The organism is Streptomyces sp. NPDC054794 (genome assembly GCF_053611585.1).
The window spans coordinates 1-24,973 of sequence record NZ_JBSHAQ010000041.1; the positions used below are offsets into that span (position 1 = coordinate 1).

The 24,973-nt window shown below is 69.6% G+C and carries 22 protein-coding genes and 2 pseudogenes; 12 read left to right on the forward strand and 12 right to left on the reverse strand.

Features of this window, described 5'->3' with window-relative positions:
- Positions 1-611: 611 nt before the first annotated feature.
- Positions 612-1,826 (reverse strand): RNA-guided endonuclease InsQ/TnpB family protein, encoded by a 1,215-nt coding sequence (locus ACWGKT_RS33715; RefSeq protein ID WP_453276617.1) that lies wholly within the window; start codon positions 1,824-1,826, stop codon positions 612-614.
- Positions 1,827-1,874: 48 nt separating this feature from the next.
- Between ACWGKT_RS33715 and tnpA the strand changes: the two genes are divergently transcribed.
- Positions 1,875-2,303: an IS200/IS605 family transposase gene (gene tnpA, locus ACWGKT_RS33720; protein ID WP_453276618.1), complete on the forward strand. Its 429-nt coding sequence runs from the start codon at positions 1,875-1,877 to the stop codon at positions 2,301-2,303.
- Between the two features lie 136 nt (positions 2,304-2,439).
- Here the strand turns inward: tnpA and ACWGKT_RS33725 are convergent, their stop codons facing one another.
- Positions 2,440-2,766, reverse strand: coding sequence for a plasmid stabilization protein (locus ACWGKT_RS33725; protein ID WP_453276619.1), 327 nt, complete (start codon positions 2,764-2,766; stop codon positions 2,440-2,442).
- 385 nt (positions 2,767-3,151) lie between these two features.
- On the opposite strand from ACWGKT_RS33725, the gene ACWGKT_RS33730 reads away from it, so the two are divergent.
- On the forward strand, positions 3,152-4,624 hold the full coding sequence (locus tag ACWGKT_RS33730; protein ID WP_453276620.1) for an aminotransferase class I/II-fold pyridoxal phosphate-dependent enzyme: 1,473 nt from the start codon (positions 3,152-3,154) through the stop codon (positions 4,622-4,624).
- A gap of 137 nt (positions 4,625-4,761) precedes the next feature.
- Here the strand turns inward: ACWGKT_RS33730 and ACWGKT_RS33735 are convergent, their stop codons facing one another.
- The gene (locus ACWGKT_RS33735; RefSeq protein ID WP_453276621.1) at positions 4,762-9,159 is read right to left on the reverse strand and encodes an HAD-IC family P-type ATPase; all 4,398 of its coding nucleotides are present in this window, start codon (positions 9,157-9,159) and stop codon (positions 4,762-4,764) included.
- A 161-nt stretch (positions 9,160-9,320) separates the two neighbouring features.
- On the opposite strand from ACWGKT_RS33735, the gene ACWGKT_RS33740 reads away from it, so the two are divergent.
- Positions 9,321-9,638 (forward strand): hypothetical protein, encoded by a 318-nt coding sequence (locus ACWGKT_RS33740; protein WP_453276622.1) that lies wholly within the window; start codon positions 9,321-9,323, stop codon positions 9,636-9,638.
- 152 nt (positions 9,639-9,790) lie between these two features.
- On the opposite strand, the gene ACWGKT_RS33745 is transcribed toward ACWGKT_RS33740, so the two are convergent.
- The 3 genes from ACWGKT_RS33745 to ACWGKT_RS33755 form a co-directional block, all read right to left on the reverse strand.
- Complete coding sequence (locus ACWGKT_RS33745) at positions 9,791-9,937, reverse strand: hypothetical protein (RefSeq protein ID WP_453276623.1); 147 nt, start codon at positions 9,935-9,937, stop codon at positions 9,791-9,793.
- 178 nt (positions 9,938-10,115) lie between these two features.
- Complete coding sequence (locus tag ACWGKT_RS33750; protein ID WP_453276624.1) at positions 10,116-10,253, reverse strand: hypothetical protein; 138 nt, start codon at positions 10,251-10,253, stop codon at positions 10,116-10,118.
- Between the two features lie 428 nt (positions 10,254-10,681).
- Positions 10,682-10,924, reverse strand: coding sequence for a hypothetical protein (locus ACWGKT_RS33755; protein ID WP_453276625.1), 243 nt, complete (start codon positions 10,922-10,924; stop codon positions 10,682-10,684).
- Between the two features lie 247 nt (positions 10,925-11,171).
- Between ACWGKT_RS33755 and ACWGKT_RS33760 the strand changes: the two genes are divergently transcribed.
- Entirely contained in the window at positions 11,172-12,209 is a 1,038-nt protein-coding gene (locus tag ACWGKT_RS33760; protein ID WP_453276626.1) for an SDR family oxidoreductase, read from the forward strand.
- A 526-nt stretch (positions 12,210-12,735) separates the two neighbouring features.
- Complete coding sequence (locus tag ACWGKT_RS33765) at positions 12,736-13,296, forward strand: hemerythrin domain-containing protein (protein ID WP_453276627.1); 561 nt, start codon at positions 12,736-12,738, stop codon at positions 13,294-13,296.
- Between the two features lie 1,638 nt (positions 13,297-14,934).
- Here the strand turns inward: ACWGKT_RS33765 and ACWGKT_RS33770 are convergent.
- A complete protein-coding gene (locus tag ACWGKT_RS33770; RefSeq protein WP_453276628.1) occupies positions 14,935-15,360 on the reverse strand; it encodes a hypothetical protein in 426 nt (141 codons plus the stop codon).
- On the opposite strand from ACWGKT_RS33770, the gene ACWGKT_RS33775 reads away from it, so the two are divergent.
- Complete coding sequence (locus ACWGKT_RS33775; protein ID WP_453276629.1) at positions 15,349-15,627, forward strand: hypothetical protein; 279 nt, start codon at positions 15,349-15,351, stop codon at positions 15,625-15,627. The genes ACWGKT_RS33770 and ACWGKT_RS33775 overlap by 12 nt on opposite strands.
- 111 nt (positions 15,628-15,738) lie before the next feature.
- On the opposite strand, the gene ACWGKT_RS33780 is transcribed toward ACWGKT_RS33775, so the two are convergent.
- Complete coding sequence (locus ACWGKT_RS33780; RefSeq protein ID WP_453276630.1) at positions 15,739-15,927, reverse strand: CBS domain-containing protein; 189 nt, start codon at positions 15,925-15,927, stop codon at positions 15,739-15,741.
- 584 nt (positions 15,928-16,511) lie between these two features.
- Here ACWGKT_RS33780 and ACWGKT_RS33785 point away from each other — a divergent pair.
- On the forward strand, positions 16,512-17,072 hold the full coding sequence (locus tag ACWGKT_RS33785; protein WP_453276631.1) for a hypothetical protein: 561 nt from the start codon (positions 16,512-16,514) through the stop codon (positions 17,070-17,072).
- Between the two features lie 29 nt (positions 17,073-17,101).
- Positions 17,102-17,671: a hypothetical protein gene (locus tag ACWGKT_RS33790; protein ID WP_453276632.1), complete on the forward strand. Its 570-nt coding sequence runs from the start codon at positions 17,102-17,104 to the stop codon at positions 17,669-17,671.
- A gap of 274 nt (positions 17,672-17,945) precedes the next feature.
- On the opposite strand, the gene ACWGKT_RS33795 is transcribed toward ACWGKT_RS33790, so the two are convergent.
- Positions 17,946-18,689: a hypothetical protein gene (locus ACWGKT_RS33795; RefSeq protein ID WP_453276633.1), complete on the reverse strand. Its 744-nt coding sequence runs from the start codon at positions 18,687-18,689 to the stop codon at positions 17,946-17,948.
- 198 nt (positions 18,690-18,887) lie between these two features.
- Here ACWGKT_RS33795 and ACWGKT_RS33800 point away from each other — a divergent pair, with 198 nt between their 5' ends.
- The 3 genes and pseudogenes from ACWGKT_RS33800 to ACWGKT_RS33810 form a co-directional block, all read left to right on the forward strand.
- Positions 18,888-19,844 (forward strand): LLM class F420-dependent oxidoreductase, encoded by a 957-nt coding sequence (locus ACWGKT_RS33800; protein WP_453276634.1) that lies wholly within the window; start codon positions 18,888-18,890, stop codon positions 19,842-19,844.
- A gap of 19 nt (positions 19,845-19,863) precedes the next feature.
- The gene (locus ACWGKT_RS33805) at positions 19,864-20,481 is read left to right on the forward strand and encodes a cysteine hydrolase family protein (RefSeq protein ID WP_453276635.1); all 618 of its coding nucleotides are present in this window, start codon (positions 19,864-19,866) and stop codon (positions 20,479-20,481) included.
- A 757-nt stretch (positions 20,482-21,238) separates the two neighbouring features.
- Positions 21,239-21,652: pseudogene (locus tag ACWGKT_RS33810) on the forward strand (nitrate reductase); the annotation flags it as partial.
- Positions 21,653-21,744: 92 nt separating this feature from the next.
- Here ACWGKT_RS33810 and ACWGKT_RS33815 read toward each other — a convergent pair.
- A complete protein-coding gene (locus ACWGKT_RS33815) occupies positions 21,745-22,170 on the reverse strand; it encodes a hypothetical protein (protein ID WP_453276636.1) in 426 nt (141 codons plus the stop codon).
- A gap of 891 nt (positions 22,171-23,061) precedes the next feature.
- Between ACWGKT_RS33815 and ACWGKT_RS33820 the strand changes: the two genes are divergently transcribed.
- Complete coding sequence (locus ACWGKT_RS33820) at positions 23,062-23,886, forward strand: ribonuclease BN (RefSeq protein WP_453276637.1); 825 nt, start codon at positions 23,062-23,064, stop codon at positions 23,884-23,886.
- A gap of 178 nt (positions 23,887-24,064) precedes the next feature.
- Here ACWGKT_RS33820 and ACWGKT_RS33825 read toward each other — a convergent pair whose 3' ends face one another.
- Both ACWGKT_RS33825 and ACWGKT_RS33830 read right to left on the reverse strand, forming a co-directional pair.
- Positions 24,065-24,433, reverse strand: coding sequence for a DUF6479 family protein (locus tag ACWGKT_RS33825; RefSeq protein ID WP_453276638.1), 369 nt, complete (start codon positions 24,431-24,433; stop codon positions 24,065-24,067).
- A gap of 180 nt (positions 24,434-24,613) precedes the next feature.
- A pseudogene (locus ACWGKT_RS33830) lies at positions 24,614-24,783 on the reverse strand (ubiquinol-cytochrome c reductase cytochrome b subunit); the annotation flags it as partial.
- Positions 24,784-24,973 lie beyond the last annotated feature (190 nt).

Consider the following 24,973-nt stretch of genomic DNA (forward strand, 5'->3'; position numbering starts at 1 on the left):
AACAAACTCCTCGCCCCGGGCGCCGGCCTGGTCGACCGGGCCCGCGACTTCATCACCGGCCGCGGACAATCCTGACACGCGGTAGCCGGGGCCGCACCGCGACAGCAGCCGGCCCCGGCTACCCGCCCGGACGCTCAACGCAAGGACGCCGGTCATGACACGAGCGCGGCAGCGCAGCTTCCGCGCAGATACCTTCCCCGCGCTTGTCGCCGCCTGAACTGCCGTTGCACGCGCCCGTCGCATCAGGTGCGGGCGCTGTTTTGGCAGGTGAGGGTGGGAGGGTGGATGAACATCGAGTGATGGTGCACCCGCCCGACGAGTCGGGCGGGCGTCGAGTGCAGGTGGACGCGAAGACCGTTGGTACCGCGCACGGCCTGCATGACCTGATGCTGCTACTCGGCCAGGCCGGGCTTATGTCTCTGGACGAGGTGGCCGTGGCCGAACACCCGCTCATCGAGTGGCACGGAGGAGGGCCCGAAGTATGGAAGCCCTGAACGTGCCGATCAGCTCTCCACCGAAACGGGCCTCGAATCCGGAATCCACCCGGGCTCGCCCGGACAGCTCCTCAAAACCGCGTGACTCCTCCCCCGGCTGAAGCCGGGGGCTTCTCGTTACGCCGGGTTGGCGTCGCGACGGACCAGCCCGGCCCGTAGAACGTTGAGAGCGCCCACCGTGTCGGCGTGCGCGGTGTGGCCGCACGAGACGCAGTGGAATTTCTCCTGTGTGGGCCGGTTCTCCTGCGCAGTGTGCCCGCATGCGGGGCAGGTGCGGGAGGTGTTGCGGGGGTCCACGGCGATCACTTCCCGTCCGGCGCTTTCAGCCTTGGCGTGCAGGATCGTCAAGAACACCCCCCATCCGGCATCGTTGATCGACCTGTTGAGCCCGGCTTTGGCTGCGGCCCCGTTGGGCAGGAAGGTGCCCCGCCGGCCGGGGTCGGGTTTCGGTGCGGGGGCCTTGCTCATGTTGTGGATCTTGAGGTCTTCGTGCGCGATGAAGTCGTGTGCGCGGACCAAGCCGAGTGCGGTCTTGTGTGCGTGGTCGAGCCGCTGACGACGCACCTTTCTGTGAAGCTGGGCGACCTTCTCCACGGCGCGCTGGTGGTTGGCGGTCCGGTCCTTCGCCCCGCGACGCGGGAACCGGGACAGTGCCTGCTGCGCTGCCTGGAGCTTCTGGGCTGCACGGCGACCGTGGCGCGGGTTGGGCACGAACTCGCCGCCCGAGTCGGCGAGGAAGTTCGCGATGCCCAGATCGATGCCGGCCGCGGAGCCGGTCGCGGGCAGCGGTTCGGGCTGGTCCTGCTCGGCACTGAGCAGGACGAACCACTTGCGGCCCTCGCGCTTGACCGACACGGTCTTGATCCTGCCGGTCACGGCGCGGTGCTGGTTGACCTTGACGTGGCCCACGCCCTGGAAGCGGACCCGGGTGACGGTCTCGTGGGGGGTGGAATTCCACCGGCAGCCGTCCCCGTCCCTGGGAAAGTCCACCGTGTCGAACCAGTTCACCCCGCGAAAACGCGGGTAGCCCGGGGTGTCGCCGGACTTGACCCGGCGGAAGAACGCGGCGAACGCCTTGTCGAGACGGCGCAAGGTGGCCTGCTGCGAACTGAACGACCAGCGGCCCTGACGCTGCGGGTCGAACGCCCGGATCTCCTTGAGCTGCACGGACTGCATCCCGTACGTGACGGTGGTCTTCGAGACGTGCCGGTAGGCGTCGCGGCGTTCCTGCAACGCCGCGTTGTAGAGGGAGCAGTGGTCCCGCAGCATCCCGGCGAGCGCCTGCCCCTGCCGGACGGTGGGCCGCATGAGGAACTTGTACGCACGGATCACCTCAGCCCACCCCCCGGTCGAATCGTTCGATCCTACTACACTTGGCGTATGTCACCACGCTGGGAGCCAGATCCTGATATCAGACGTGGAAACCACGTTGTCCACAATCTTCACGTGCACTTGGTGTTTGTCACGAAGTACCGACGTGAAGTCTTCAGCGGTGAGATGCTGACACGCTGCGAAGAGATCATGCGTGACGTGTGCGAGAGCTTCGACGCAGAGCTGCGGGAGTTCAACGGCGAAGTTGATCACGTCCACCTTCTCGTGCACTACCCGCCGAAGGTCGCCCTGTCCAGACTCGTCAACAGCCTCAAAGGTGTCAGCTCCCGATACCTGCGCGCGGAGTACACCGGCCGGATCAACCGGACCGGGACGGGCTCGGTGTTCTGGTCCCCGTCCTACTTCGCGGGGTCCTGCGGCGGCGCACCGCTGAGCATCGTCAAGGACTACATCGAGAACCAGAAGCGCCCAGCCTGACCGTCACCACACACGCGCAGAGAACTCCGGCGCTTCGCGCCTCCGAGCCGAAGATCGCATTCCCGCCCGGCCTCAAGGCCGGGATTCCCTGCGAAGAACAAGGGATGGATTCCGCCCGGCCCGACATCACCTGGTGTCAGCGGCCGAGGGCGTTCTCCAGCTGCCGCTTGGTCATCGAGGAGCGGCCGTGGATGTTGCGCTTATTGGCCTCCTCATACAGCTGGTCCTTGGTCGGCCCCTCCGAGCCGCGGTGCGAACGCTGCCCACCACGCTGGGGCGCTGACTTACGGTCGCGGGTGGAGGACTTGCTGGCCGTCTTCGACTCGCGCGATGTCGCCCGCTCCTTGTTCACCGTCCGCGCGGCGATCTCCTTCGCTCTTTTGGTCGACTCGCCACGATCCTGGGCGCTCTTCTGGACGTGCTCGTACCGCCGCTCCCGCTTGGAGCTGGATCCGGTCGGCATCGTGGTTCGCTTCCCTTCCTGACAACGCGAACCCCGCCCTGGTATGACGAAGGCACGGCCCGGTTTCAGGGATGGTCGGTGCGCTGGTCCGGCAGCACGCCGCCCCTCTCCCCCGGCCCTGCTGCCCTTGTCCGTGCCGTGGGCATGCCCGCCCTTCGCCTCTGCCTGACAGTGCCTTGAGCTCGGCGCTGTCCTGCGGCGTGGCACCGCCCTGGTGACTGCGCCGCTGCCTTGCTGCGGGCTGCACAACTGCATGCACCTTGCTCGTATCGCGGGGAATGGTGACCCCCGAGTTCCCTGGTCGATGCTTGCGACGCATTGCCGGCCCGCACCCGTCCGGAGGGCTGCCCGGCATGCCCGCACCGGTTTCGGGAACCGCTCACCCATGGGTTCCCATCATGACGAAGCGCCCGTACTCGACGCGCTCGCCCGCCACCACGATGTCGACGAGCTGGGCTTCACGCCCCCCGGTCACAAGCAGGCACGTGGCGCGGACCCCCGCGCACGGGCAGTCCTCGGGGACGCCGTGTTCTACGGCGACGTCCTCGCCAACGGCGGTCTCGACGACCGGCTCACCCGGCGCCGCGTACTCGAGCGGGCCGAGGAGCTCATGGCCGACGCGGTGCACGCCGACCACACGTTCTTCTCGACCTGCGGCAGTTCCCTGTCGGTCAAGGCCGCCATGCTGGCGGTGACCTGCCCCGGCCACCGGCTCCTCGTCGGACGCGACGCGCACAAGTCGGTCGTCGCCGGGCTCATCCTCTCCGGCGTCGAGCCGGTATGGGTGGAACCCCAATGGGACGCCAAGCGGCACATCGCCCATCCCCCATCCGCGGCCGCCTACGACCGGGCGTTCGCCGAGCACCCCGATGCCGACGGAGCCCTGGTCACCAGCCCGACCCCGTACGGAGCCGCAGCCGACCTCACGGGCATCGCCGAGGTCTGTCACCGCCGTAGCAAACCGCTCATCGTGGACGAGGCATGGGGGGCGCACCTGCCCTTCCACGACGATCTGCCGTCGTGGGCCATGGACGCGGGCGCCGACATCTGCGTGACCAGCATCCACAAGATGGGCAGCGGCCTGGAACAGGGATCGGTCTTCCACCTCCAGGGCGAATTGATCGATCCCGCCGAACTGGCCTCACGCGCCGACCTCCTCGGCACGACCAGCCCCAACGTCCTGCTCTACGCCGGCATTGATGCTTGGCGCCGGCAGATGGTCCAGCACGGCCACGAGCTCATCGGCCGGGCCCTGGAACTGGCCGCGCTCACGCGCGCGAGCATCGAGACGATCGGCGGCTTCCACGTCAACGACGCCGCGGACTTCTGCGGCCCCGACCTCGCCGACGACTTCGACCCCCTGCCTTTGGTCATGGACATCAGCGACCTTGGCACCACCGGCTACCGGGCGGCTGACTGGCTGCGGGAGGCCCATCACATCGACGTCCACCTCTTCGACCACCGGCGCCTCAGCGCCCAGCTCACCCACGCCGACGACGAGCACACCACCGCTCGTCTCGTCACCGCCCTGCGCGACCTGGCCGGCCACGCCGATGAACTCAAGAACTCCCCCCAGGTCGCCGTGCCCTCCCCCGCCGATCTACGCCTGGACCAAGCCCGGCTGCCCCGCGACGCCTACTTCTGTGGGCACGCCAAAGTCCCAGCCGCCGAGGCCTCCGGAAGGATCGCGGCCGAAATGATCACCCCATACCCGCCCGGCATTCCCGTCGTGCTGCCCGGCGAACGCCTGACCGAGCCCGTGCTGGAATACCTGACCACGGGAGTCGCGGCTGGCATGTTCCTTCCCGATGCCGCCGACCAGCGACTCAACACCGTGCGCGTCGTCGCGGAGAACTGATCCACACCTCGAACGGCCGTCCAGCGCCGGCTACGGCCTCCTTCGACTGACGCCCTCGGTAGCCAGGGGCTACACAACGACCTTTCGGGCAATCTGCAACAAAGCCGGACTGTCAAGTACGGCCGAGCGCTGCTCATCTATACGTGGGATGCGGCCGGTCGGGGTCGTGGAACCGCAGCGTGGAGGCGCCCGATCAGCGGGGGGAGGAATGGAGCGCTCACCGTGGCCCCAGCTGCGGCGGACAGCGCGATGCCCCACGCGACAGGACCGAGAGGCGTACAGCCGAAGAACTGGCTGAGGACCGGGGTCTGGACGACGGCCGCCAGTGCGGCCAGAGAACCGAGGGAGGAGATGACGATCGCTCTGCTGCGGCCCCCGACCAGCAGGGTCTGGCCGAGCTGCGCGCCCACGAGCGCGACCAGCGCGACGGTACGGGCGCGGATGGCGCGGCCGGTGAACCGTGCGGCGAGCCAGCCCGCGGTGGCGCCCAGGGCGGTGGCCACGGCGCGGCACTCCATGTCCTCGGTCAGGGCCGTCCCGAGCGAGACCCCGGGTCCCTCGCGGAGCATACGTTCGGCGGCCTCGGGATCCGGTGAGCGCAGGGCGACGGCCATGGCCGGGGCGAGGTCGGTGAACAGGTTGACGAGCAGAAGCTGGCGAGCCGTCAGGGGTGAGGTTCCGGTGGCGGCCGCGCCGAGGAGAGTGAAGGCGATCTCGCCGAGATTGCCGCCGACCAGGATCGCCAGCGCCTGACGCACGGAGGCCCACATCGCGCGGCCTTCCACGAGCGTGTCGAGCACCGTCTCCAGCCGGTCGTCCGTGACGACGAGGTCGGCCGCGGCACGCGCGGCCGGCGTGGCCCGCGCACCGAACGCGATCCCGATGTCGGCGAGCCGGATGGCGGGCGCGTCGTTGGCGCCGTCGCCGGTCATCGCCACTGTGCGGCCCAGACGCTGGAACGCCTGGACCACGCGGACCTTGTGCACGGGGGTGCCGCGGGCGACGACACCCACGTCGGGCAGCAGCCTGTCGAGGGCGCGGTCGTCCATGTCGTCGAGTTCGGCTCCCGTCACCACCCGTCTGCCGTTCACGACGCCCAGTTCGCGGGCCATCGACTCGGCGGTGCCCGGATGGTCTCCGGTGATCATGACGATGTGCACGCCGGCGTCCGCGAGCCGGCGCACCGCGTCGCGCGCGGTATCGCGCACCCGGTCGGCGAACGCCAGGAAGCCGAGGAAGTCCAGGGCGTCCACTGCCTCGTCGGTGAGCTTGCCCCCAGGTGCGTCGCGGAGTTCGGCCACCGCGAGGATCCGGTGGCCCTTGGCCGCGAGCTTCTCGCCCGCTGTGAGGACGGCCTTCTTGCCCTTCTGGTCCAGGCGTCGGCCACCGCGGGTGGCGCAGCGCTCCACGATCTCTTCCGGTGCGCCCTTCACCGAAAGGATCCGCTGTTCACCGCAGCGGCCTCGCGTGGCGTGGAATCCACGGCTCGGTTCGAAGGGCAGGCTGGAGGTGCGCCGCCAGCCTGGTGCGGCCGTGGGCCGACTCACTCCCGCCTCCTTCGCGCCCTCGGTGACCGCGCCGTCGGTGGCGTGTTCCAGTTCGCCGCCATTGCGAGGGCGGGGTGTCGCTCGCAACGCCGCGGCGAGGACGGCACGTTGCTCGCCCTCGAGTGATTCGAGCGGGCGGCTGTGGCCGTCGGCGGCGACGGCGACGAGGGAGATGCGCCCTTGGGTCAAAGTTCCCGTCTTGTCGAAACACAGGACATCGGTGCGGCCCGCGGCTTCGATGGTGCGGGGGTGTCTGAGCAGGGCTCCGCGAGCGGAAAGCCTTCGGGCGGAGGCGAGTTGGGCGGCCGAGACCAGAAACGGCAGTCCTTCGGGAACGCTTGCCACGGCCAGCCCCACCCCCGCCCCGACCGTGTCCCGGGTGGGGCGCCCGCGCAGCATGCCCGCCGCCACCACCGCGGCGGCCGAACCGAGGGCCACCGGCAGCGTGGTCCGGGTGATCCGGGCCAGTCGGCGTTCGACCCCGGCGGACGGCGTCGCGCCTCGCCCCCCTGCCGCGGCGCGGCCTGCCTCGGTGGCCGTGCCGGTCGCGACGACAACGGCGCGGCCGCGACCGGCCGCCACGGTGGTGCCGTCGTAGACCATGGACGTACGGTCCCCGAGGTCCGAGGCGAGAACGGGCTCCACGCCCTTGGCCACCGGCAACGACTCACCCGTCAGGGCGGATTCGTCGACCTCCAGGTGGTGCGCCTCCAGCAGGCGGCCGTCCGCCGGCACCACATCACCGGGGTTCAGTTCCACCACCTCGCCCACGGCCAGTTCCTCCGCGGGGACGGTGAGCTCCTCCCCGTCCCGCACCGCCTTGGCCATCACGGCCGACTCCCGCCGCAGCCGGGCGACCGCGCGATCGGTCCGGTAGCGCTGGAAGCCGCCGATGAGCCCGGACAGGGCGGTGACCGCCACGATGACGACGGCGTCGAGGACGGCGCCCACCGACGCCGACATGACCGCCCCGGCACCGAGGACCGGCGTCAGGGGGTTTGCCATCTCCGACAGGTAGGCCCGGCCGAGCGATGTCGCCGGCGCGCGCTCGCCGGTGGTCTTGGCCCGCGCCCGCGCCTCCTTGGCCGCCAGCCCGCCTTCGCTGCCACCGACCCCGGCAAGCACGGTGGACGGGTCCATGGCATGCCACGGGTGCCGCGACGTGGTCATCGGCGGCGGGCGCCGCAGCAGTCGTGCAGCCGACCAGACGCCCACCATGGAGCCCAGTGCGGCCGCCACGTTGAACGCCGTCACGCCCCGGGCCGCCGACCGCCGCGCCCGCCCCGCCAGCACCGCCGTCGAGCCGACCACGGCTGCGGCCTCAGCGAGCCGCACGCCCCGGCGCGCGGTCTCCCGGGCGGTGCGGCAGGCCTCCACGATCACCACGGCCGCCGCGGCGTCGCCGCCCAGATACAGATCCGCTCCCCAGGGTGGCGCCTCCTCCCGGTCCACGAACCCCACCCCGACATCGGCGGCCAGGAGCGCGCGTCGGTCATAAGAGATCAGCAGCACGCCGTCACCGTCGTGCTGCAGGGCCCGGAGGGAGTCGAGCAGGCGATCGCCTCCCTCGCCGGCCGCGTCGGCCTCCCGGACGGACGGGTGACCGGAGTGCGCGCCCGCGGCCACGACCCTGAGCCCGGCCGCATGCGCGGCCTCGACGAGGGTGCTCGCGGCGTCGGGCATCTCGGGCAGTGCGCTGATCACGGCGAGGAGGCGCTGTTCGCGCGCCAGACCCAGCACAATCCGCGCATCCTCCCGTCGCAGCCGCTCCCGGGCGCGCTTTCCCGTACCTCCCTGCAATGTCAGACACTCGACCGGGCCCAACGCCCACTCCCCGTCCCGCTGCACGCGTTCCGGCGCGGAGCCGTCGAAGAGCCGGTGGGCCGTCGCGGCGAGTTCACCCGCGGGCGCGTCCTCGTCGAGGGCCACCAGGTCGGCCAGCCGGTAGGACCCCGTGGCCAGGGCGTCCGTATCGAGCAACAAGATGCCGATCCGGTCCAGCCTCCGCAGCGCCTCGGCGTCGGCCACGACGATTCCCCGGCGGGCCAGACCCCGGCCGAAGACGCAGGCGAAGCCCTCGCGTGCGAGGGGCGGTGCCTTCGGGATCGCTGCCAGCGCCGCACCGGCGGCGCGCCGGGGGCGCCGGGTCACGAGCAGCGATCCGGCGAAGTCCGTCGCCGCCACGGCCAGTGCCTGGTCGGCATAGTGCTCGACCGGTCCGGGCTTCAGCGATGTCTCGCGGGGAGACGGGACAGGCGCCGCGCGATGGGCGGCTGCTGCGGCACTGCCTGCGATGCGCGGCTCGGCCGCGGCCCAGGCGGCGTCCTCCGCGTTGGCCTCCATCGTGCGCAGGACGTGCCGGAGGGTGTCCACGCCGACCCCGGCGAGACCTCCGGAGCCGGCCTGCCCCAAGGCGGTGACCGAGGCCAGAAGCACACCGGCGTTGTCGGGGCCGACCGCCTGGTCCACCAGACGTCTCAGGCGGGGGTGGGCGTCGACGAGCGGAGCGAGCGCCGCGATGCCCGCGGGGATGGGCGTGCGCCGCGTCAGACCGGTCAGCGCCGCCAGCGGGGCGGCCGCCACATGCAGGGCCATGGCCGAGGTGGACCTGCGGACCGTCCCGCCCGACAGGGGATGCTCGGGCAGCGGGTGCTCGACGCCGTGGGCTTCCTCCACCTCCTCGACCGCCTCGATCAGGGCGTCCGTGATCGTTTCGAGCTCGGACGAGCCGTCGGTGCCGACGACGGCGTGCCCGAGGATGGTGTTCACCACGGCCCAGTCCACCGAGGGCACGGCGGCGAGGCGCCGCTCGACCTCCCTGGCCAGCTTCGTCACCGTAGCCTCGGGCAGGTCACCAGGGCGCAGACCCCGTACGGCCACGTGCGCGCGCCTTCCGAAGAACCGCACGCGTCCCCGGCCCTCGCTGAGCAGCGCACCCGTCGCGGACGACACCACGTTCCTCAGCAGTCCGCCTCCGGGAAGTGCCACGGCGCATCACCAGCTTCCTGCGGCCCGGCACTCCCCTCGCGCGCACGGGCAGGTCAGCACCCCCGTCTCCATCGCAACTCCTTGGACGCGCAGGCGCCACCGGGAGCGCGCGAGAATTGAGAAGGCACAACCACACCGACTCCGATGAAAGGAGGAGGGGGATGGCCAAGACAGCGGAGAACCCGCAACAGGAAACCCACGAGCGCGACGGTGCCGGTCTGCACCTGCACATGCGCACACTGCATCCCTCGGTGCCGGTTCCGTACTTCACCAGAGAAGAACTGACGCGCACGACCCACGCGGCCACGACGCGACTGCCCACTACGCCGCCCGCCAAGGACCTCGCGTTCTACGGAGGACTCGGAGCACTGACCGTGGCAGGGGCCCTGGAATGGCCGGTCGCCCTGGCCATCGGCGGAGCCACCTGGCTGCTGCGCAGCGGACGGAAGGAGAAGCAGAAGACGGACCTCCAGACGTAGCTGAAACACGACGTCGGACCAGCCACGTCCGTCAGCACCGCGCGGGCGACCGGGTTGCCGAGGAAGTCCTGGCCGACCGCGTGGTGCGCCAGACCAGTTCTGGGGGCCGCACTGGGCGTCGACGACCAGCTCCGGCTCGGCCTGGACCCGCTTCAGGCTTTCGCCGAGGCGCGCAGCGCGGTCACCGCGGGGTCGGCGGCCCTGGCGGACAGCTTCGGGACGATCGAGGAGAGGATATCCGCCTCTTCGTGGCGCGGTCCGCCCTGTGGTACGCGCCCCTCGGAGGCCAGACGGACCACAAAATCACTCCGGGCGCCGTCCTTGCGTGACGATCACGGTCCGGACTGAGGTATCTTGCGCGGACGTGAGCCCGGGCTCGTGGCGTGCGGCCGAGCACAGAGGCTCGGACGGTCCAGGCCGCCCGACGTCATACCCCGACGGCGCGCGATGGCGTGCAGGCTGCCGAGCCCCAGAATGTCAGGCGGCGGCCGGTACGAAGCTCGCGCGCAGCGAGCGTGAGCAAGCGGCCCACAGCTCCCACACGAGGCGCAGGATGATCGCCTCGGCGAGCGAAACGGCGATCTTCGTCGCCACGGCCACAAGGAATTCGCCCATGTTGGCTGACTTTCTATACTCGGATACTGGTGTTTAAAGCCGACAATAAAGCCCTTTCTTCAGCTATGGGCGCCCTAACGGCGCACTTCTGGTATCACTCAGGTGAACAAGCGGTGTCACACCACACTGGAAGGGCCCAATCCCGGCCACCGGTCACTGTCGGTTGGCCGGCACATCGCAACGGCCCGAGGCAGGTCGCAGGCTCACCGGTTACCGACGCCCGGGCCGGCCGTGGGCACGGCGTACCGGGCGCGTACGACCAGCTCGGGCCGTGGCCATACGATGCTCTACCCCAGCCCCAGCGGACCCCTGGGCGGCCGCCCACCGCAGGAAGCACACCGGCGGACCGTCATCCGCGAGCCCTGGGCCGGTTCACCCGGCCGAGAATTCTGGGTCGCCGATCCGGCGGCGGGACGGTGCCTGGGCGATCAAGGTGTCCACACCTCTGGGCCGGCTTCATGCCATTCGTTGAGATCCGACTCGCCGACATCCAGCTCGTCCCAGCCGGTCAGGCTGGCGTTCTGCAGGAACACTGTGACGTCGTGGAGGCTGTAGGCAACACCGAGGACACGATCATCGATGCCCACCCTGCGGCCACCGGCTTCAGACGGTGGATGCACGATCACACGGCGCTCGGACACCACACCAGCCTTACCGATGGGGAGCAGCATCGCACCCGGGCCGGGCTCACAGAACACAGTCGGCCGGGGGCGGCTGGGTCGTGGGGTGTCGCCGCGCACGCCCGGGCCAGCGACAGCCCCCGCAGGTCGTCCTCTGACGTGCCGCGACCCAGGCTCAGTCCGCTGGCTGCCCGGCCGTGCGGGCCTGCTCCGCTCCCCGTCGCCATTGCCGTGTGCCGCCCCCGGTGACCGGGTACTCGGCCGTCCGGCCACAGCCGCGGCGAAGAGGAGGCGAAAAGTGAGCAGCGAAACGGGCAGCAGGGTCGTGGTCACGGGCGCGACCGGGAATGTCGGCACGAGCCTGGTACGCCTCCTTTCCGAGGACCCGGAAGTCGAGTGGGTACGGGGCGTGGCGCGACGCACTCCCGGCTGGACGCCCGCCAAGACCGAGTGGTGCGCCGTCGATGTGGCGTCCGAACAAGCCGACCTGGGCGAGATGTTCGAGGACGCCACTGCCGTGGTCCATCTGGCGTGGGCGTTCCAGCCGACGCACGATCCGGCGAAGACCTGGCACACCAACGTGCTCGGCAGCATCAGGGTGTTCGAGGCCGCGGCCCGCGCGCGGGTGCCGGTTCTGGTGCATGCCTCGTCGGTCGGCGCGTACTCACCCGGGCCCAAGAACAAGGACCAGGCGGTGAACGAGTCCTGGCCAACCCACGGCTGGCCGGACGCCGCCTACTGCCGCGAGAAGGCCTACCTGGAACGGGTCCTGGACGCCTTCGAGCACGAGCACCCCGAGACCCGTGTGGTGCGCATGCGCCCGGCCTTCCTCTTCAAACGGGAGTCGGCAAGCGAACAGCGCCGCATCTTCGGCGGCCGCTACCTGCCGGGCCCCCTGGCACGACCGGAACTGCTTCCCTTCCTGCCCGACATCCCCGGCCTGCGGGTCCAAGCCCTGCATACCGACGACGCCGCCAGGGCCTACCTCCTCGCGCTGCGCTCACCCCAAGCCCGGGGCGCCTTCAACCTCGCCGCCGCCCCCCCGGTCGACGCCGACCTGCTCGGCGAGATGCTCGGCACCCGCCGCGTGCGGCTGCCCCGTAGCGGGGCCCGATCCGCGATCGCCGCCGCCTGGGGCCTGCACCTGCTCCCCGCATCTCCCCACCTCTTCGACGCCGTCCTGCGCCTCCCCCTGATGGACTGCACACGCGCACATACCCAACTGGGCTGGCAGCCCGACCACACCGCGACCGAGGCATTGCAAGAGTTCCTGGACGGGCTCCAGCACGGAGCAGGCACCGACACCGCGCCCATGCAAGGGCACAAGGTCGGCTGAACGGGCGTGGACATACCGCCCACCGCGCCTCGGAGACCCAGCCGGACCCCAGGGCCATTCCGTTACCCGTCCGCCAGTGCTGAGGGTGCTACGTCGCTGACCCGCAGCGTGTGCGGAAAAGGGTCCGCTTCCGCTGCAGCGAACCAACGCGGCTCCTCCGCCTCGGCCGCGCAATCGGAAACAGCCGCGGCAAAGTCCTTAACCGCAGCCGTCACGCGTCATCCGTCCCCGGCCGAAGCGCCCGCCGCCTCCAGTCGCGCGGCGCAGCAGACGCAAGCCCGCCACGAGCGTGAGCGACCACACCGCCGCAAAGCACCACAGGAGGGCGGGATCCGACGTACGCATCTCCATGACCGTCAGCAACACCGACGCCGCGGTCAGCAACCCACCGCCTGCCGTCGCACGGACGCTGCCGACCGGGTGAGGCACACGCGCCAGGTTCACTTCGCCGCCCCGCTGGGGGGATGACTCTCTGGCGGGGCGGGAACCCGGCCCCGACATCGACCACTGAGAGGCGGAATGCGCGATGGGACACGGCGGAAATGTCATCGAGGAACTGATGGCCGATCACCGCGAGGTCGAGGAGATGTTCGGCCGGATCGAAGCCATGACCGGCAAGAGCCAGGAGCTGCGTGACCTCGTGGACGAGGTCACCATCGAGCTGGTACGCCACTCGGTCGCCGAGGAGGAATACCTGTACCCGGCGGTGCGCGAGCACATCGAGGGCGGCGACCAGCTCGCGGACAAGGAACTCGCCGACCACGGCCGGGTCGAGAAGATCCTCAAGCAATTGGAGAAGACGGACACCGACGACCCCCAGAGGAGCCAGCTGCTGCAGCTGCTCATGGAAGAGGTGGCCACCCACGTCCAGGACGAGGAACACAACCTCTTCCCCAAGCTGCGCCAAGCCTGCACCGCGGAGACGCTCAACGATCTCGGGGACAAGATCCGCCGGGCCAAGGCCATGGCTCCGACCCGCCCGCACCCCTCCGCCCCCGACACCCCGCCCGCGAACAAGCTCCTCGCCCCGGGCGCCGGCCTGGTCGACCGGGCCCGCGACTTCGTCACCGGCCGCGGCAAATCCTGAACGCCCGGTTTCCGGGGCCGCCGCACCCGCTGGCAGCCCCGGGGACCGGAAAGGCAGTGCAGTTGGCCTCTCTCACCGTCGAAGGCGCCGCGAACAGCCTCGCACCGCCACACCCCCCGCCCAGCAGCACGGCGATGGCTGCTGGCAGTAGCGAAGGACAGCGACCACCACGAAGTTCAGCCGGGAGCGACAGAATCGTCGTGTGGGCGATCCTGACCGTCCCGGCCTGAGACCCGGGTCCGGGCGTGTATCGACGGTCGCGTCGCAAGCACTCAGCTCGGCGGTGAGGCATCCCAGGCAGGTGCGCTGGGCGTTGTGATCCATGTTCCGGGCTGACGCGGTGCACGGTGCTCGCGCCTGTGCAGGCGCCATCGCTGGTGAGGGCCGGGGGGACGGCGAGACGCACGCCTTGGCCGTGGCATCTGCCCGCCAACGCCAGTCCGGCGGTATCGACGTCTCTATCGCGGGCACTCGGCTGTCGGCACCTTTGCCGCCTACTAGTCAGGCCGGCCATCGGCTCCACTTGGCAGCCTGAGAGGTCCTCGGTGCCGGAAGCGCTGCAGACCGCAGGACTGTGGGCGCTCGGCTTAAGCCTTGCGCAGCAGATGCCCGGTCACGTCGTAGACGTGCAACCGGGCGTCCACCGCGTTAGCGAACCTCGCCCCAGGCTCCGGCCCCCGCCCTCCTGCGAACCCTCCGCCGCAGGACTCAAGGAACGTCCTCCTCCCAACCGTGCCAGCGCACTCCCGCCATCCTCAGCCCAGCAGGCACGCGGCAAGCACCCAGCCCATGCGAAACATTCACGGGCCCGGGCGGCACCCAATCGGCTGACCGGCAGCCGGCCGAAATCATGTTGGGCCAGCCCGCGCCGACGTCGCCCAGGCGGACGTCTGCTCGCCTCCCATCGCGGGGTCGCCCGGGGCAAGGAAAACGTCGCCGGCACAACGCCCCCGCCCCGTCCAGCCGACCTGCCGCTCTCAAGCACGAAGCCTGGGCTCACGAGGTGCGGTCACTCGCTTGGGGTATGCCGTATGCACTCCGCGACGACGTCCCGCAGGCTGGGGGTGTGCTCCATGAGCAGCCTCTGCGGGCCTGGTCCCTTCGACGCGGACCAGGTCGCCACTGCCGCAGATGTAGCTGTGCCAAACCGAGTGGCTAGCCCGCACGCACGCACCCGTCGCCAGCACCGCATGAGTCAGCCTTCACCGCATCCACACACACCACCGTTGACGCACTCCGCCGGCTGGGCACCCGGTCAGCACCGGTGTCGAAGAAAGGACACTACGTTGTGATCGTCGTAGCGCTCTTGCTCCTGCCCGTGCTGAGCCTGCTGTTGCTGGTAATGACCCGTGTTGAGGACTGGCTGGGTACGGGCACCTCCGGATGGGGGCACGCGGGTGCCCGCCGCCATCTGAAGCGGATCTTCGGCGGGGTCCGCATCTTGCGCGCTCGGTCGGCGGCCAAGTCGTCGCCGCCTCGAACACGGGCCGTCTGAGCGTCTCGTGCGGCTGTCGGCGCCAGCCGGACCGGCAGTCGGGCTTCGAGGGCGCGAATGCAATCGTGCCGGAGGCCGACCGGTGCTCCGGCCCTTCAGTGCAGTCGTTCACGCCGATCCTGACGGCCTCGCCCTGCTCCAGATCACCGACCTTGACCGGCGGGAGCCAGACCGGCGTCGTTCCTATTCCGCAAGGTCGTCACATGCTTGCTCTTGAAGCGTGCGGCTGAAACGAGCGCGGGCATCAACCCGGGGTGCTTCACCAGCGGTGTCACGGCGGCGGTCGTCGAGGCCGGGATGTCACGCGGACCGTACAACACCGCAGTGTCCCCCGGAGCGCAAGCAAGTGTCAGGACCTGGCGCCCGATCCAGCGGCCACCGCGGCGCTGGATGCCGAGGACGAGGACGCCTTCGCCTGGCAGGTCCATGTCGCGCAGCGCCCGGTCGGCGATCCAGTCGGCCTCCCGAATGCGGATCTCGCCGACCATCCAGTGGTCCGACAAGTGCAGCAGTCCCGCGTCGTCGCGAGCCTCGAGGTCGGTGAAGCGGGTCAGCAGGTGCTGCAGCACTCCGAAGAGTCACCGGTCGGCGACCGGCGTGCACAAAACGGCGAGCAGCACGGCCATGCCGCCAGCAATGACGGCGACACGTTCCAGTTCCGCGCCTCGGCTGTGCAGGCCGGCAAAGGACAACAACAAGAGGCGACAACCGTGGCGGCGCCCGCACTGCCCAGCAGCATCAGCATCATCGCAATCCGGCGTCGTACGGGGTGGCTGACCATGCTTTCGGCCTCGGTGGTAGTGAAGGCGACCCCGGTGAAGGCGGAGCGCGCCTGACAGCGGGCCGCCTCCCTCGACAGGCCGGTCAGCACCAGCGCCACCGTGGCGACAAGGCGCTGCACGCAAGAGGACCGAAGGTATGGTGACACGCGCACTTCGGCCGTCTTTTCACCTCGTCCCTGAGTTGCGCGTTGGGCGTGGCCACGCTGATATCGCCGAGCGAGATGACGCCAACCACTCGTCACCTTCGACGACCGGAAGACGGCGAACGCAATGCCCCCGCATCGACTCGACAGCGTGATCGAGATCCTCGTCCGGGCTGACGGCGATCAGCTCCTCGCTGCACAAGTCGGCCACGGTTGAGGCACGCGGTCTGGTCAAGAGACGTATGACGACGGCGTGTTCCCCAGCGACGGGGCACGACTCCGAATCAGACCGGAGGCGGGCCTGGCCGACAAGGTGTACTCATGCCACGCGATCCGTCAGCATCTGAGCCGGCGTGGCAATTGGGCGGTGATCCCCTTCCGATAGACCAGCAGGCTCACAAGTTACGGGGTAAGAGCGAGAGAGGCAGTCCACCCGCCCGATCCGAAAGACTGCGCTTCAGATGCCTTCCCGCCCACAACTCGGAAGCTCGCTGCGATCGGGATGCACTGGGCGTGCTGACGCGTGGCGCCCGACGACCTGCTGTGTCCGGTATGCAAGACCCCACAGCGAGCCGTCGACGCCCGTGCCGGGTGCGCGAGGCACCGACGGCTGCGACGTACGAGTGATGGAGCATCGTTCGAGGGGTCGACAACGCGTCTCGCGAGCTGGGCCGCGGAGCCGCACTGCCCCCTAGTGACGCAACAGCGGAGGCAACTTGGCCCCGGGCAGGGTGGACATCGGACAAGGGGGAACTCGGGAGGTACGTATCACTACGCACAGAGGAGCGCGTACCTATGTCCACGGGAACGCTACTGGCGATCATCGTCCCGATCGTGGTGGTGCTCGCCCTGGCCGCTGTGGCGGTCTCACTCATGATGCGGCGGCGCCGTCACCTCCGTGAGCGCTTCGGTCCGGAGTACGAACGGACCGTCGAGCGATCCGACAACACGCTTGCAGCCGAGCGCGAACTCAGGGAGCGGGAGAAGCGGCACGATGCGCTGGACATCAAACCGCTGCCCCCGGTCTCGCGTGACCGCTACACGCGGGAGTGGAGCAGCGTCCAGCAGGAGTTCGTGGACCGACCGGAGGACGCGGTGCACGACGCAGACCAGCTGGTGACCTCGCTGATGCACGACCGCGGTTACCCGACCGAAGGGTTCGATCAACAGATGAGGGACCTCTCGGTGGAGCATGGGCGCACCCTCGAGCACTACCGTGCCGCGCACGAGGTGGAGTCTCTCAGCAACCGCAGCCAGGCGACGACCGAGCAACTACGCGGTGCCATGGTGCACTACCGCGCCCTGTTCGAAGAACTGCTCTCCGACGGAGGCCGGGCCCACCCCGCCCGCTCCTGACTCCGAACCGACTCAGCAGGAAGAACGCCATGCACAGCAACGACGAAACGCGCCGAACCATCGGCGGCCTGACCACCGAAGATCTGGCGCAGCCTTCCGGCGCCGCCACCACCGGAACGCCGCGAACGGAGGAGGAAGCCTCCTCGATCGAGAGCCCCCCGATCTACCCCGGTGAGGGCACCGCGACTGCCCGGACGAAGCGTCCAGCCGACGAGGCGCCCGAACGGTCCGCCCCCAGCAACTCCGACGCCGCGGCCGATACCCCCGACGTGGCAGGCGCCCCGGATGCCCCAGGCATGCCGGACGCATCCGATACCTCGGACGATGCAGCTCCGCAGCTCCTGGCACAGGACGAAGACCGGGAATTCCACAGCCGCTGGCAGGCAATACAGAACAATTTCGTGGACGACCCCCGCAAGGCCGTACACGACGCCGACACACTCGTCGCAGACGTCATGCAGACCCTGGCCACCACGTTTGCTCATCACAAGAAGAACCTCGAAGGCGAGTGGGGGGAAGGCAAGCAGGTGGACACGGAGGAGCTGCGCAGGGCTCTGCGGCGCTACCGTGCCTTCTTCAACCGTCTGCTCAGCACCTGAGACAGCTGAGACCGTCTGCTCAGCGTCTGAGCGAACCACCGGCACATACGTCATACCGAGACCGCCCACCCTCTGGTCACCTCACCCGGGACATGGATTCGACAGTCATACGCTCAACAACGGGGCCGGCCAGGCGCTGATGAGGCCCCGAGGGCAGCGCCGCCGACGAAGTCGCTGGGAATGGGCACCAGAGTGCACGCGCTCGACGGCCACCATGGCAGCCGGGACCGCGCAAGCGCGCCGGCCAGCGGCCACGACGGAGCCACCACAGCGGTCAAGCCCACCGCGGCGGCCGTGTGCCCGGACGGAAACGATGGTGAGTGGCGGCGGTCGACCGCGGGATCGTGGGGGCTGCGCTGCCAGTGCCCGTCGGCGTGCACACTGCTCGCCGCGGTCTCTTCGCAGGGCCCTCAGCGCGTTCGGGCAGGCTGGTGGTGGCGGCGACCATGCCGCCGCCGTGGGTGGTCAGCCCGCGCAACAAGGCGTGCGCGCGTCTGGCGTCACGGGGAGCGATGGTGTGCTCCAGCGCGGGCGGGCTGTGCGGCAGCGGTGCCTGGGAGCATTCCAGGACGAGGTCGTGGTTCTCGCCGGGTTTCAGCGTCAGGTCGGTGGTCAAGCCCTCGCCGCGGACGACTGCCAATGGGGCGCCCTGCCAGCGCAGGTGGTCGCGGCCAGTGTTCAGATGCCAGACGCCGTCATCATCACGGTGCGTGGAGGACAGCGGGGCACGTCCGTAATCGGCCCGCGGGTCGAGCACGACGGGGACGTGGGCGGTTGCGTCGATGGCGAGCAGCTTCCGGAGCAGAATCAGGCGCGTCTCCTCGGCGGGTAAGGCGAGGGCCTCGCGGCACTCGACAACGCCGCCGGTGGTGATCCAGCGGCTGCGCCGCATAAGGGTGCCGTCCTCGTAGTAGCCGCCGGGGACCCAGCGTCCGTGCGGGGACACGGCGTAGACGCCTCTACCGCCGATGAGGGACAAAAACCGGCGGCTGGCGCCCTCCACCGCGGTGGACGTCACAAGAACCTGCAGATCGTCGGCCCGCCGCCGGACCCGGCAGGTCCGCTAGGCCTGTCGGGGCAGTACGCGCAGTGCCGTGGCGAGTACCCGCCTCCGGTACCCCACCTCATGCCTGCAACACCACGCACGACCTCCCGGTCCTCGGGTACTCGGAGCCGGACGGACGGCAAAGTCACGGATGCGACTTCGGGAGAGACTATGGCGGGCTTCGGATACTTCCTGTCGTGTGAGGAGCACACCCCGGCGGAACTCGTCGAGCAGGCGCGGATGGCCGAGCAGGCCGGCTTCGAGTCGCTGTGGATATCGGACCACTATCACCCGTGGCACGACCGCCAAGGGCAGAGCCCGTTCGTGTGGTCGGTGATCGGGGCCTTGTCGCAGGCGGTATCACTGCCCGTGCAGACGGCGGTGACCTGTCCACTGGTGCGTACCCACCCCGCCGTGATCGCCCAGGCCGCCGCGACCAGCGCGGTCCAGCTGGGCGGGCGCTTCCGGCTGGGGGTGGGCACCGGCGAGGCGCTTAACGAGCACATCCTCGGCACGGTCTGGCCCGAAGCACCGGTGCGGCTGGAAATGCTGGAGGAGGCCGTCCAGATCATGCGGCGGCTGTTCACCGGGGAGCAGGTCAGCCACCACGGCAAGCACTACACCGTGGAGAACGCACGCCTGTACACGCTGCCGGACGAGCCGGTGCCGATCGACGTGTCGGCCTTCGGCTCCCAGGCCGCCGAGGTCGCCGCCCGCATCGGCGACGGACTGATCACCATGGCGCCCGACGAAGCCATGGTGCAGCGTTTCCGGCGCGGTGGCGGCGGGGCCAATCCGGTGTACGGCGGGTTCAAGGTGTGCTGGGGGACGGACGAGCAGGAGGCGGTCCGCACCGCACACCGACTGTGGGCAAATGAGCAACTGCCCGGCGAACTCCCGCAAGTCCTGCCGACCCCTCGCCACTTCGAACAGGCGTCCCAGCTGGTCACCGAGGAACAGGTGGCAAAGGCCGTACCGTACGGCGACGATGAGGACGCCCACGTCGAGGCACTCGCCGCGTTCGTCGAGGCAGGTTTCGACAGCGTCTACGTCAACCAGATCGGCAAGGACCAGCAGGGCTTCTTCGACTTCTACCGCACCAGGGTCCTGCCACGGCTGCGCGACTGACATCAGGGTGATGGGTACGGTGAACGACTTCGAAGCGACCGGCGGCACGGCGCTCGTCGTGATCGACATGATCAACACGTACGACCACGAGGACGCGGAACTGCTCATCCCCTCCGTCAGCCGCATTGTTCCCGTGGTCACAGATCTGCTCGCCCGTGCCCGGAAGGCTGACGTGGCGGTGGTGTACGCGAACGACAACTTCGGCCTGTGGCGCTCCCACCACGGAGAACTGCTGAAAACGGCGTTGGATCGGCCGCACGCCGGGCTGGTCAAGCCGATACTGCCCGACGGCGAGTCCCTTTTTGTGCTGAAAGCCCGCCACTCCATCTTCTACGAGACACCCATGGCGTACGTGCTGTGGCGGCTGGGCGTCACGCACCTGGTCCTCTGCGGCCAGGTCACCGAGCAGTGCGTTCTGTACTCGGCCCTGGACGCACACATCCGGCACTTGGAGGTCACGGTACCGAGGGACGCCGTGGCGTCCATTCACCCCCATCTGGAGGCCGCGGCCCTGGAAATGATGGAGCGCAACATGGGTGCCCGGATCGTAACGGCGAGTGAGGTCGACTTCGCGGGCACCAGGAATCCTCGGTCAGCGTCCGTGACACCTCCGGGGAGTTCTGCGTCCGGAAGGTGAAGCGCACCTCGCCGTGGCTGCACGAGGCGTGCTCGCGTAGCAGGGTGGTGAGCCCCTGCGTCTCGTTGCCGAGACGGGTATGCGTGGCTGCCGATCCACCGGCGGCCGGCCCCTGCGCATTGAGGTCCTCTGTCATGTGGTCGCGCAGCTGCCCGGGGTCGGGATCACGACCAGTCGCGCTCGTGGCCGCCTCCTGCTGCTCTCGGCACCGGGGCTGATACAGGTACAGGCGACGGTTCAGCAGCGTCCGTGCCGTCTCGTGAATGTGGCCTGTGCCCGCGGGCAGCTCCACATGTCCGTCGAGGCAGGCGCACCCGCGGCCCGATGCCTTCGCCGCTGCGCAAATGCACGGGCTTCGCGTCGCTCTACCGCGTACTCGGGCCATTCACACGCAAAAAGGTCGGCAAGGAGGCATGCATGCGCCGGGATCGCCCCTGTGACAGACCCGCCGCGGCCGGTGCCATGCCGCAGCACCAGGAGTGCTGGAGAGCCCCTGCGGCGTGACCGGCAGCACGCAAGTGAAAGGTCCGCCCGAGCAGACTGAGGCGGATCAAGCGCCGGGTGCGAGCACCTATCGATGATCCCGTACGAGGAGCGACCAGCCACGGTTCTGCCGCCGCAGCCGCCAGGGGGCTGCTCCTGCCCAGGGCCGAAAGCGAAGTGCATGGCGATCCCGGTCCAGACAAGCAAAGAGGCGTGTGACCCGCGAGCGCGGTGAACACGCCAGCCCCCAGATGCAGGATCGGGAGGTCAGGACATGCAGGCCGAGGTGGACCGGATCGCGCGGCGCTGGGGCGATCGCACCCCCTATGACCGTAGCGAAGCGTGGCCGGTACGCAACGACTCGTTCCTGCAGCCCGGCACGACGGCCGACCAAGTGGAACGCTGGGTCCAGACGGCATCGCTGCTGCGCTCCAACGGCGACGCGATGGACATCGCGGTCGCCGACGGGCGGATCATCGGCGTGCGGGGCCGCCCGCAGGACCGGGTAAACCGCGGACGGCTCGGCCCGAAGGACCTGTTCGGCTGGCAGGCCAACCACTCCCCCGACAGGCTGACCACCCCGCTCGTCCGCAGGGGCGGGCGCCTGGTGCCCTGCGACTGGGACAGGGCCATGGACGAGGTTGTCCACCGCAGTGAGCACCTGCTGCGCAAAGACGGGCCGGGCTCCGACTTGGCCGAGCGCACCGTTCCCTACGCGATTGCCGGGTAGGGAACGGCGGGCGGCGGGCCTGAGCGTTGGCAGGCGATGAGATGAGCTTCTCAGGCGTTGGTCAGGTACCACCTCTGGGAGGCCGTCGCGTGTCCGCCGGGCATCTCCCGCAGCGGGGCGACGTTGTCGTCCCCGAAGGTCGCGGTGACGGCCATGTCGTCCTTGGAGTAGGGCACCAGAGCCCAGGCGTCGCTGTCGGTGGTGTGCTTGAGCAGCCACCACTGAGTGGACTTCTTGGGCTGGCACTTGGTCAGCCAGACGGGGGTGCCGGCGTCGCCGCGGACTTCGGCACAGTTTCCGGTGGTGGTGATCGTCCACTGGTACAACGTCTGGCCGCTGGCGAGCCCGACCGGGGTGAACTGGAAGGCCCTCGGATACGGGTGGCGGGGGTTGTAGTAGACCTGCAGGTAGGTGCCGTCGTTGCCGGCCACGTCGTCAGGGATCAGGTAGTTGGTGTACGCCACGCTGGTGATCACGACCGGATGCTCCGGCACCGTCGCAGGCGCCGCTTGCACCACGCCCGCCGTGGACAGGCTCGCCAGCTGCGACCGTGGCGCACGCGGCAAGCGCGCGTCGTCGAAGCGAGAGGGCCATCGGATTCCTTTCTTTCCGCCGAGCACAGAGCAGGGATGGAGCCCACCGCCCCGGGACTTGAGGCAGCTCGGCCCCCCCCCGTTGCAGCGCTACCCCCTGAATCAGGTAGCCCTGGGTAATTCACCCGTATAGGGCGGATATCGTGGCCGAAAGGCCGTGCAGCCCTTCCAGCAGCGCGAGATTCATGCCGCAGACGAGCGGCGGGAAGCGTTCGGCGACGGCGTAGGACGGGCAGTTGCGCATACGGACGACGCGTGCGGCTGCCCCGGTCGGCCCCTCGGCGCCTTCGGCGGTTCGTAGCCGCGGGCGGCCAGCATCTCCATGGCGTCTTCGAGGCCACCGCAGAGCCGCGCAGGGCCTCACTCCGGCGGCGCGCGGCCCGCCCAGAGCCCTGCGTCCAGCCTGGACCGCTCGCGGCCTCGGCGAGCATGGATGAACTGCAGGTGGACGAAGACTCTGGGTACTGCATACGGCCTGCATGACCTGCTGGTGCTATTGAGCCAGGCCGGGCTCGACTCCTTGGACGAAGTTGCCGTGGCCGAGCACCCCCTGATTGGCATGGGGAAGGGCCCGAAGTGTGGAAGCCCTGAACGTGCCGCACGGCCCCCGGTCCACTGCAGCGACCGACCGGCGGCCTTGCTGCTCGCCTCCTGGCCGGGCACACAGCGAGCGCTCGTCCGATGACCGTCACAAGATGGGCATGGGCAGCCGCCCACGTGTGAGGGCGCGCAAACCTCGGCGAAGGGCCGGGTACAGGCAGCACGGAGGATCGCGTGGAGCAAAGGCGGCGCGGGCTCCGCCGCGCATGGGAGTGGCTGGGTGTCCGCACGCTGCTCGGCCGCGGCCGCGAGCTGGAGTTGTTGCACCGGGCGATGGGCTTCGCCACGCTGGCCCTGGTGACGCTGGCACCGCTGCTGATCGTTGTCGCCGCGGCAGATCCGCTGGTGCGGGGAGGTTTCGCGTCCTGGCTCGCCGACGGCATGGGGGTGTCCGGACAGTCCGCCCGTGTGCTCACCGACATCGTCAGCCCCCCGCGCAAGGTAATCGGCACCACCAGTGTGTGGAGCGGGATCCTGCTCGCCGTGTTCGGAGTGTCCTTCGCGGGAAGTGTGCAGAACGCCTACGAACGGATATGGCATCTCGCGCCCGGCCCGTGGCACCGAGTGTGGCGACAGCTGACATGGCTCGTCGTTCTGACCGCTTACCTGTATCAGGAGGTGCAGACCCGAAGCGCGGTGCACGGAACTCAACGGATCGGCCTGTCGGCGCTGAGCGGAGTGCTGTTCTTCTGGTGGGGTCAACGCTTCCTTCTGGGGGCCCAGGTCCGGTGGCGCACTCTGCTGCCGGGCGCGATCGCCACTGTCGTCGGCCTCGGCGGTCTCCGAGCCTTCTCCTACCTGGTCTTCACACCGCTCATCGTCACCAACGCGCTCAGCTACGGCACCGTCGGAATCGTGCTGGTGGTGGAATCGTGGCTCATCGGCGTCGGATTCGTGGTGTACGGAGGCGCCCTGTTCGGCCGCTGGTTCTGTGAGCACCACTGGATGCCGGGCTCCGAGAATCAGCCGAACCATCGGGTACGTCGCCGCCCCAGCTGATGATGGCGTTTCGTCCCTGACGACACCGCCTGGCGCACCTGGGTCGACGAAGCCGTCGTCCGCTGCGCCGTCTGCCTCCTGGCCGACCCCGCCCTGGCCCTAGGCGACAACGAGCCAGCGTTCGTCGACGTCCAGGCGACGCCGGTCTGATGCCCGATTACGCAGAACCGCGGGCGCGCTATTCCGCTCCGCTGCCCCCGCTTCCGAAGGACCCACTGGAACCGCGCTGCCAGCGGGGACGGCTCTGGTTCCGACCGGGCCGGCTGGAGGCATTTCCGAGCTGGTGGGGGGTGAGGCGGTCGGCATCCCTCGTCGCCCGGGGCACTTCGTTCGGCTCGCGCATGTTCCGCTCCTCGCGCACCGGCCCGTCAGGGGGCAGCGTCGGCTGCTCTGAGCGGCGGGGCGGTGCGGGCTCCCGCCGCCGCACCCGGATGCCGAGCAGCACGGCCCCCACCAGTGCGCTCGTGATGAGCAGGCCGCAGATGACGATGACGACCACGCCTGCCCCGGAGCCCACAGCGGCCAGTTGCTGAAGTGTCGTGTCCATCGGGGGCGAGTACCCGCTGCCGGGCATCGAATGCCCGACAGCGACGCGGGTCAGGCGGGGCGGACGCCGGTACCGGTGGCGTCGCCGCGAAGGACATGGCGAGCTATTTGCCCGTTATACCTGTTTCTTTCATCGCCGCGAGCGCTGTCCGACTGCGTGAGCCGTAGTTTCCCGGGCGGGCGTCAGCACCAGGACGATCAAGCTGTATCGGGCGATCTCGCCGAGCAGAAACGACCAGTGATCAGGAAATGCCTTGCGCAACAAGGGCCCGGCCCCGTCGCAAACGGGCAACCGGGCGTCCGCCGCGTCCGCGAGCCGCTCTCGCCATCCCTGGCCCGGGAGGCGCGCAGCGAGTACCCAGCGGGCGCGAAACGCTCGCGCGGCTGGACAGTCCCCCACTCGAGCAGACCCGGCTTCCGACACCGAGAGCGTCTGCGTGCGGTCGTGGGCGGGGGGCCGGGGCGCCCGGGGCCCCCCCCCCCGTGTGGGTCCACCCGGGACGGGGGGGGGCAAAGCGGGGGGGGCCCGCCCGCAAAACCC

What these genes read in the sequence shown, in the direction of transcription:
- tnpA (WP_453276618.1), top strand. Translation starts at nt 1,875, where the DNA reads ATGTCACCACGCTGGGAGCCAGATCCTGATATCAGACGTGGAAACCAC.
- ACWGKT_RS33825 (WP_453276638.1), bottom strand. Translation starts at nt 24,433, where the DNA reads ATGGACACGACACTTCAGCAACTGGCCGCTGTGGGCTCCGGGGCAGGC.
- ACWGKT_RS33740 (WP_453276622.1), top strand. Translation starts at nt 9,321, where the DNA reads ATGGCCAAGACAGCGGAGAACCCGCAACAGGAAACCCACGAGCGCGAC.
- ACWGKT_RS33750 (WP_453276624.1), bottom strand. Translation starts at nt 10,253, where the DNA reads ATGGGCGAATTCCTTGTGGCCGTGGCGACGAAGATCGCCGTTTCGCTC.
- ACWGKT_RS33765 (WP_453276627.1), top strand. Translation starts at nt 12,736, where the DNA reads ATGGGACACGGCGGAAATGTCATCGAGGAACTGATGGCCGATCACCGC.
- ACWGKT_RS33790 (WP_453276632.1), top strand. Translation starts at nt 17,102, where the DNA reads ATGCACAGCAACGACGAAACGCGCCGAACCATCGGCGGCCTGACCACC.
- ACWGKT_RS33730 (WP_453276620.1), top strand. Translation starts at nt 3,152, where the DNA reads ATGGGTTCCCATCATGACGAAGCGCCCGTACTCGACGCGCTCGCCCGC.
- ACWGKT_RS33755 (WP_453276625.1), bottom strand. Translation starts at nt 10,924, where the DNA reads ATGCTGCTCCCCATCGGTAAGGCTGGTGTGGTGTCCGAGCGCCGTGTG.
- ACWGKT_RS33725 (WP_453276619.1), bottom strand. Translation starts at nt 2,766, where the DNA reads ATGCCGACCGGATCCAGCTCCAAGCGGGAGCGGCGGTACGAGCACGTC.
- ACWGKT_RS33800 (WP_453276634.1), top strand. Translation starts at nt 18,888, where the DNA reads ATGGCGGGCTTCGGATACTTCCTGTCGTGTGAGGAGCACACCCCGGCG.
- ACWGKT_RS33785 (WP_453276631.1), top strand. Translation starts at nt 16,512, where the DNA reads ATGTCCACGGGAACGCTACTGGCGATCATCGTCCCGATCGTGGTGGTG.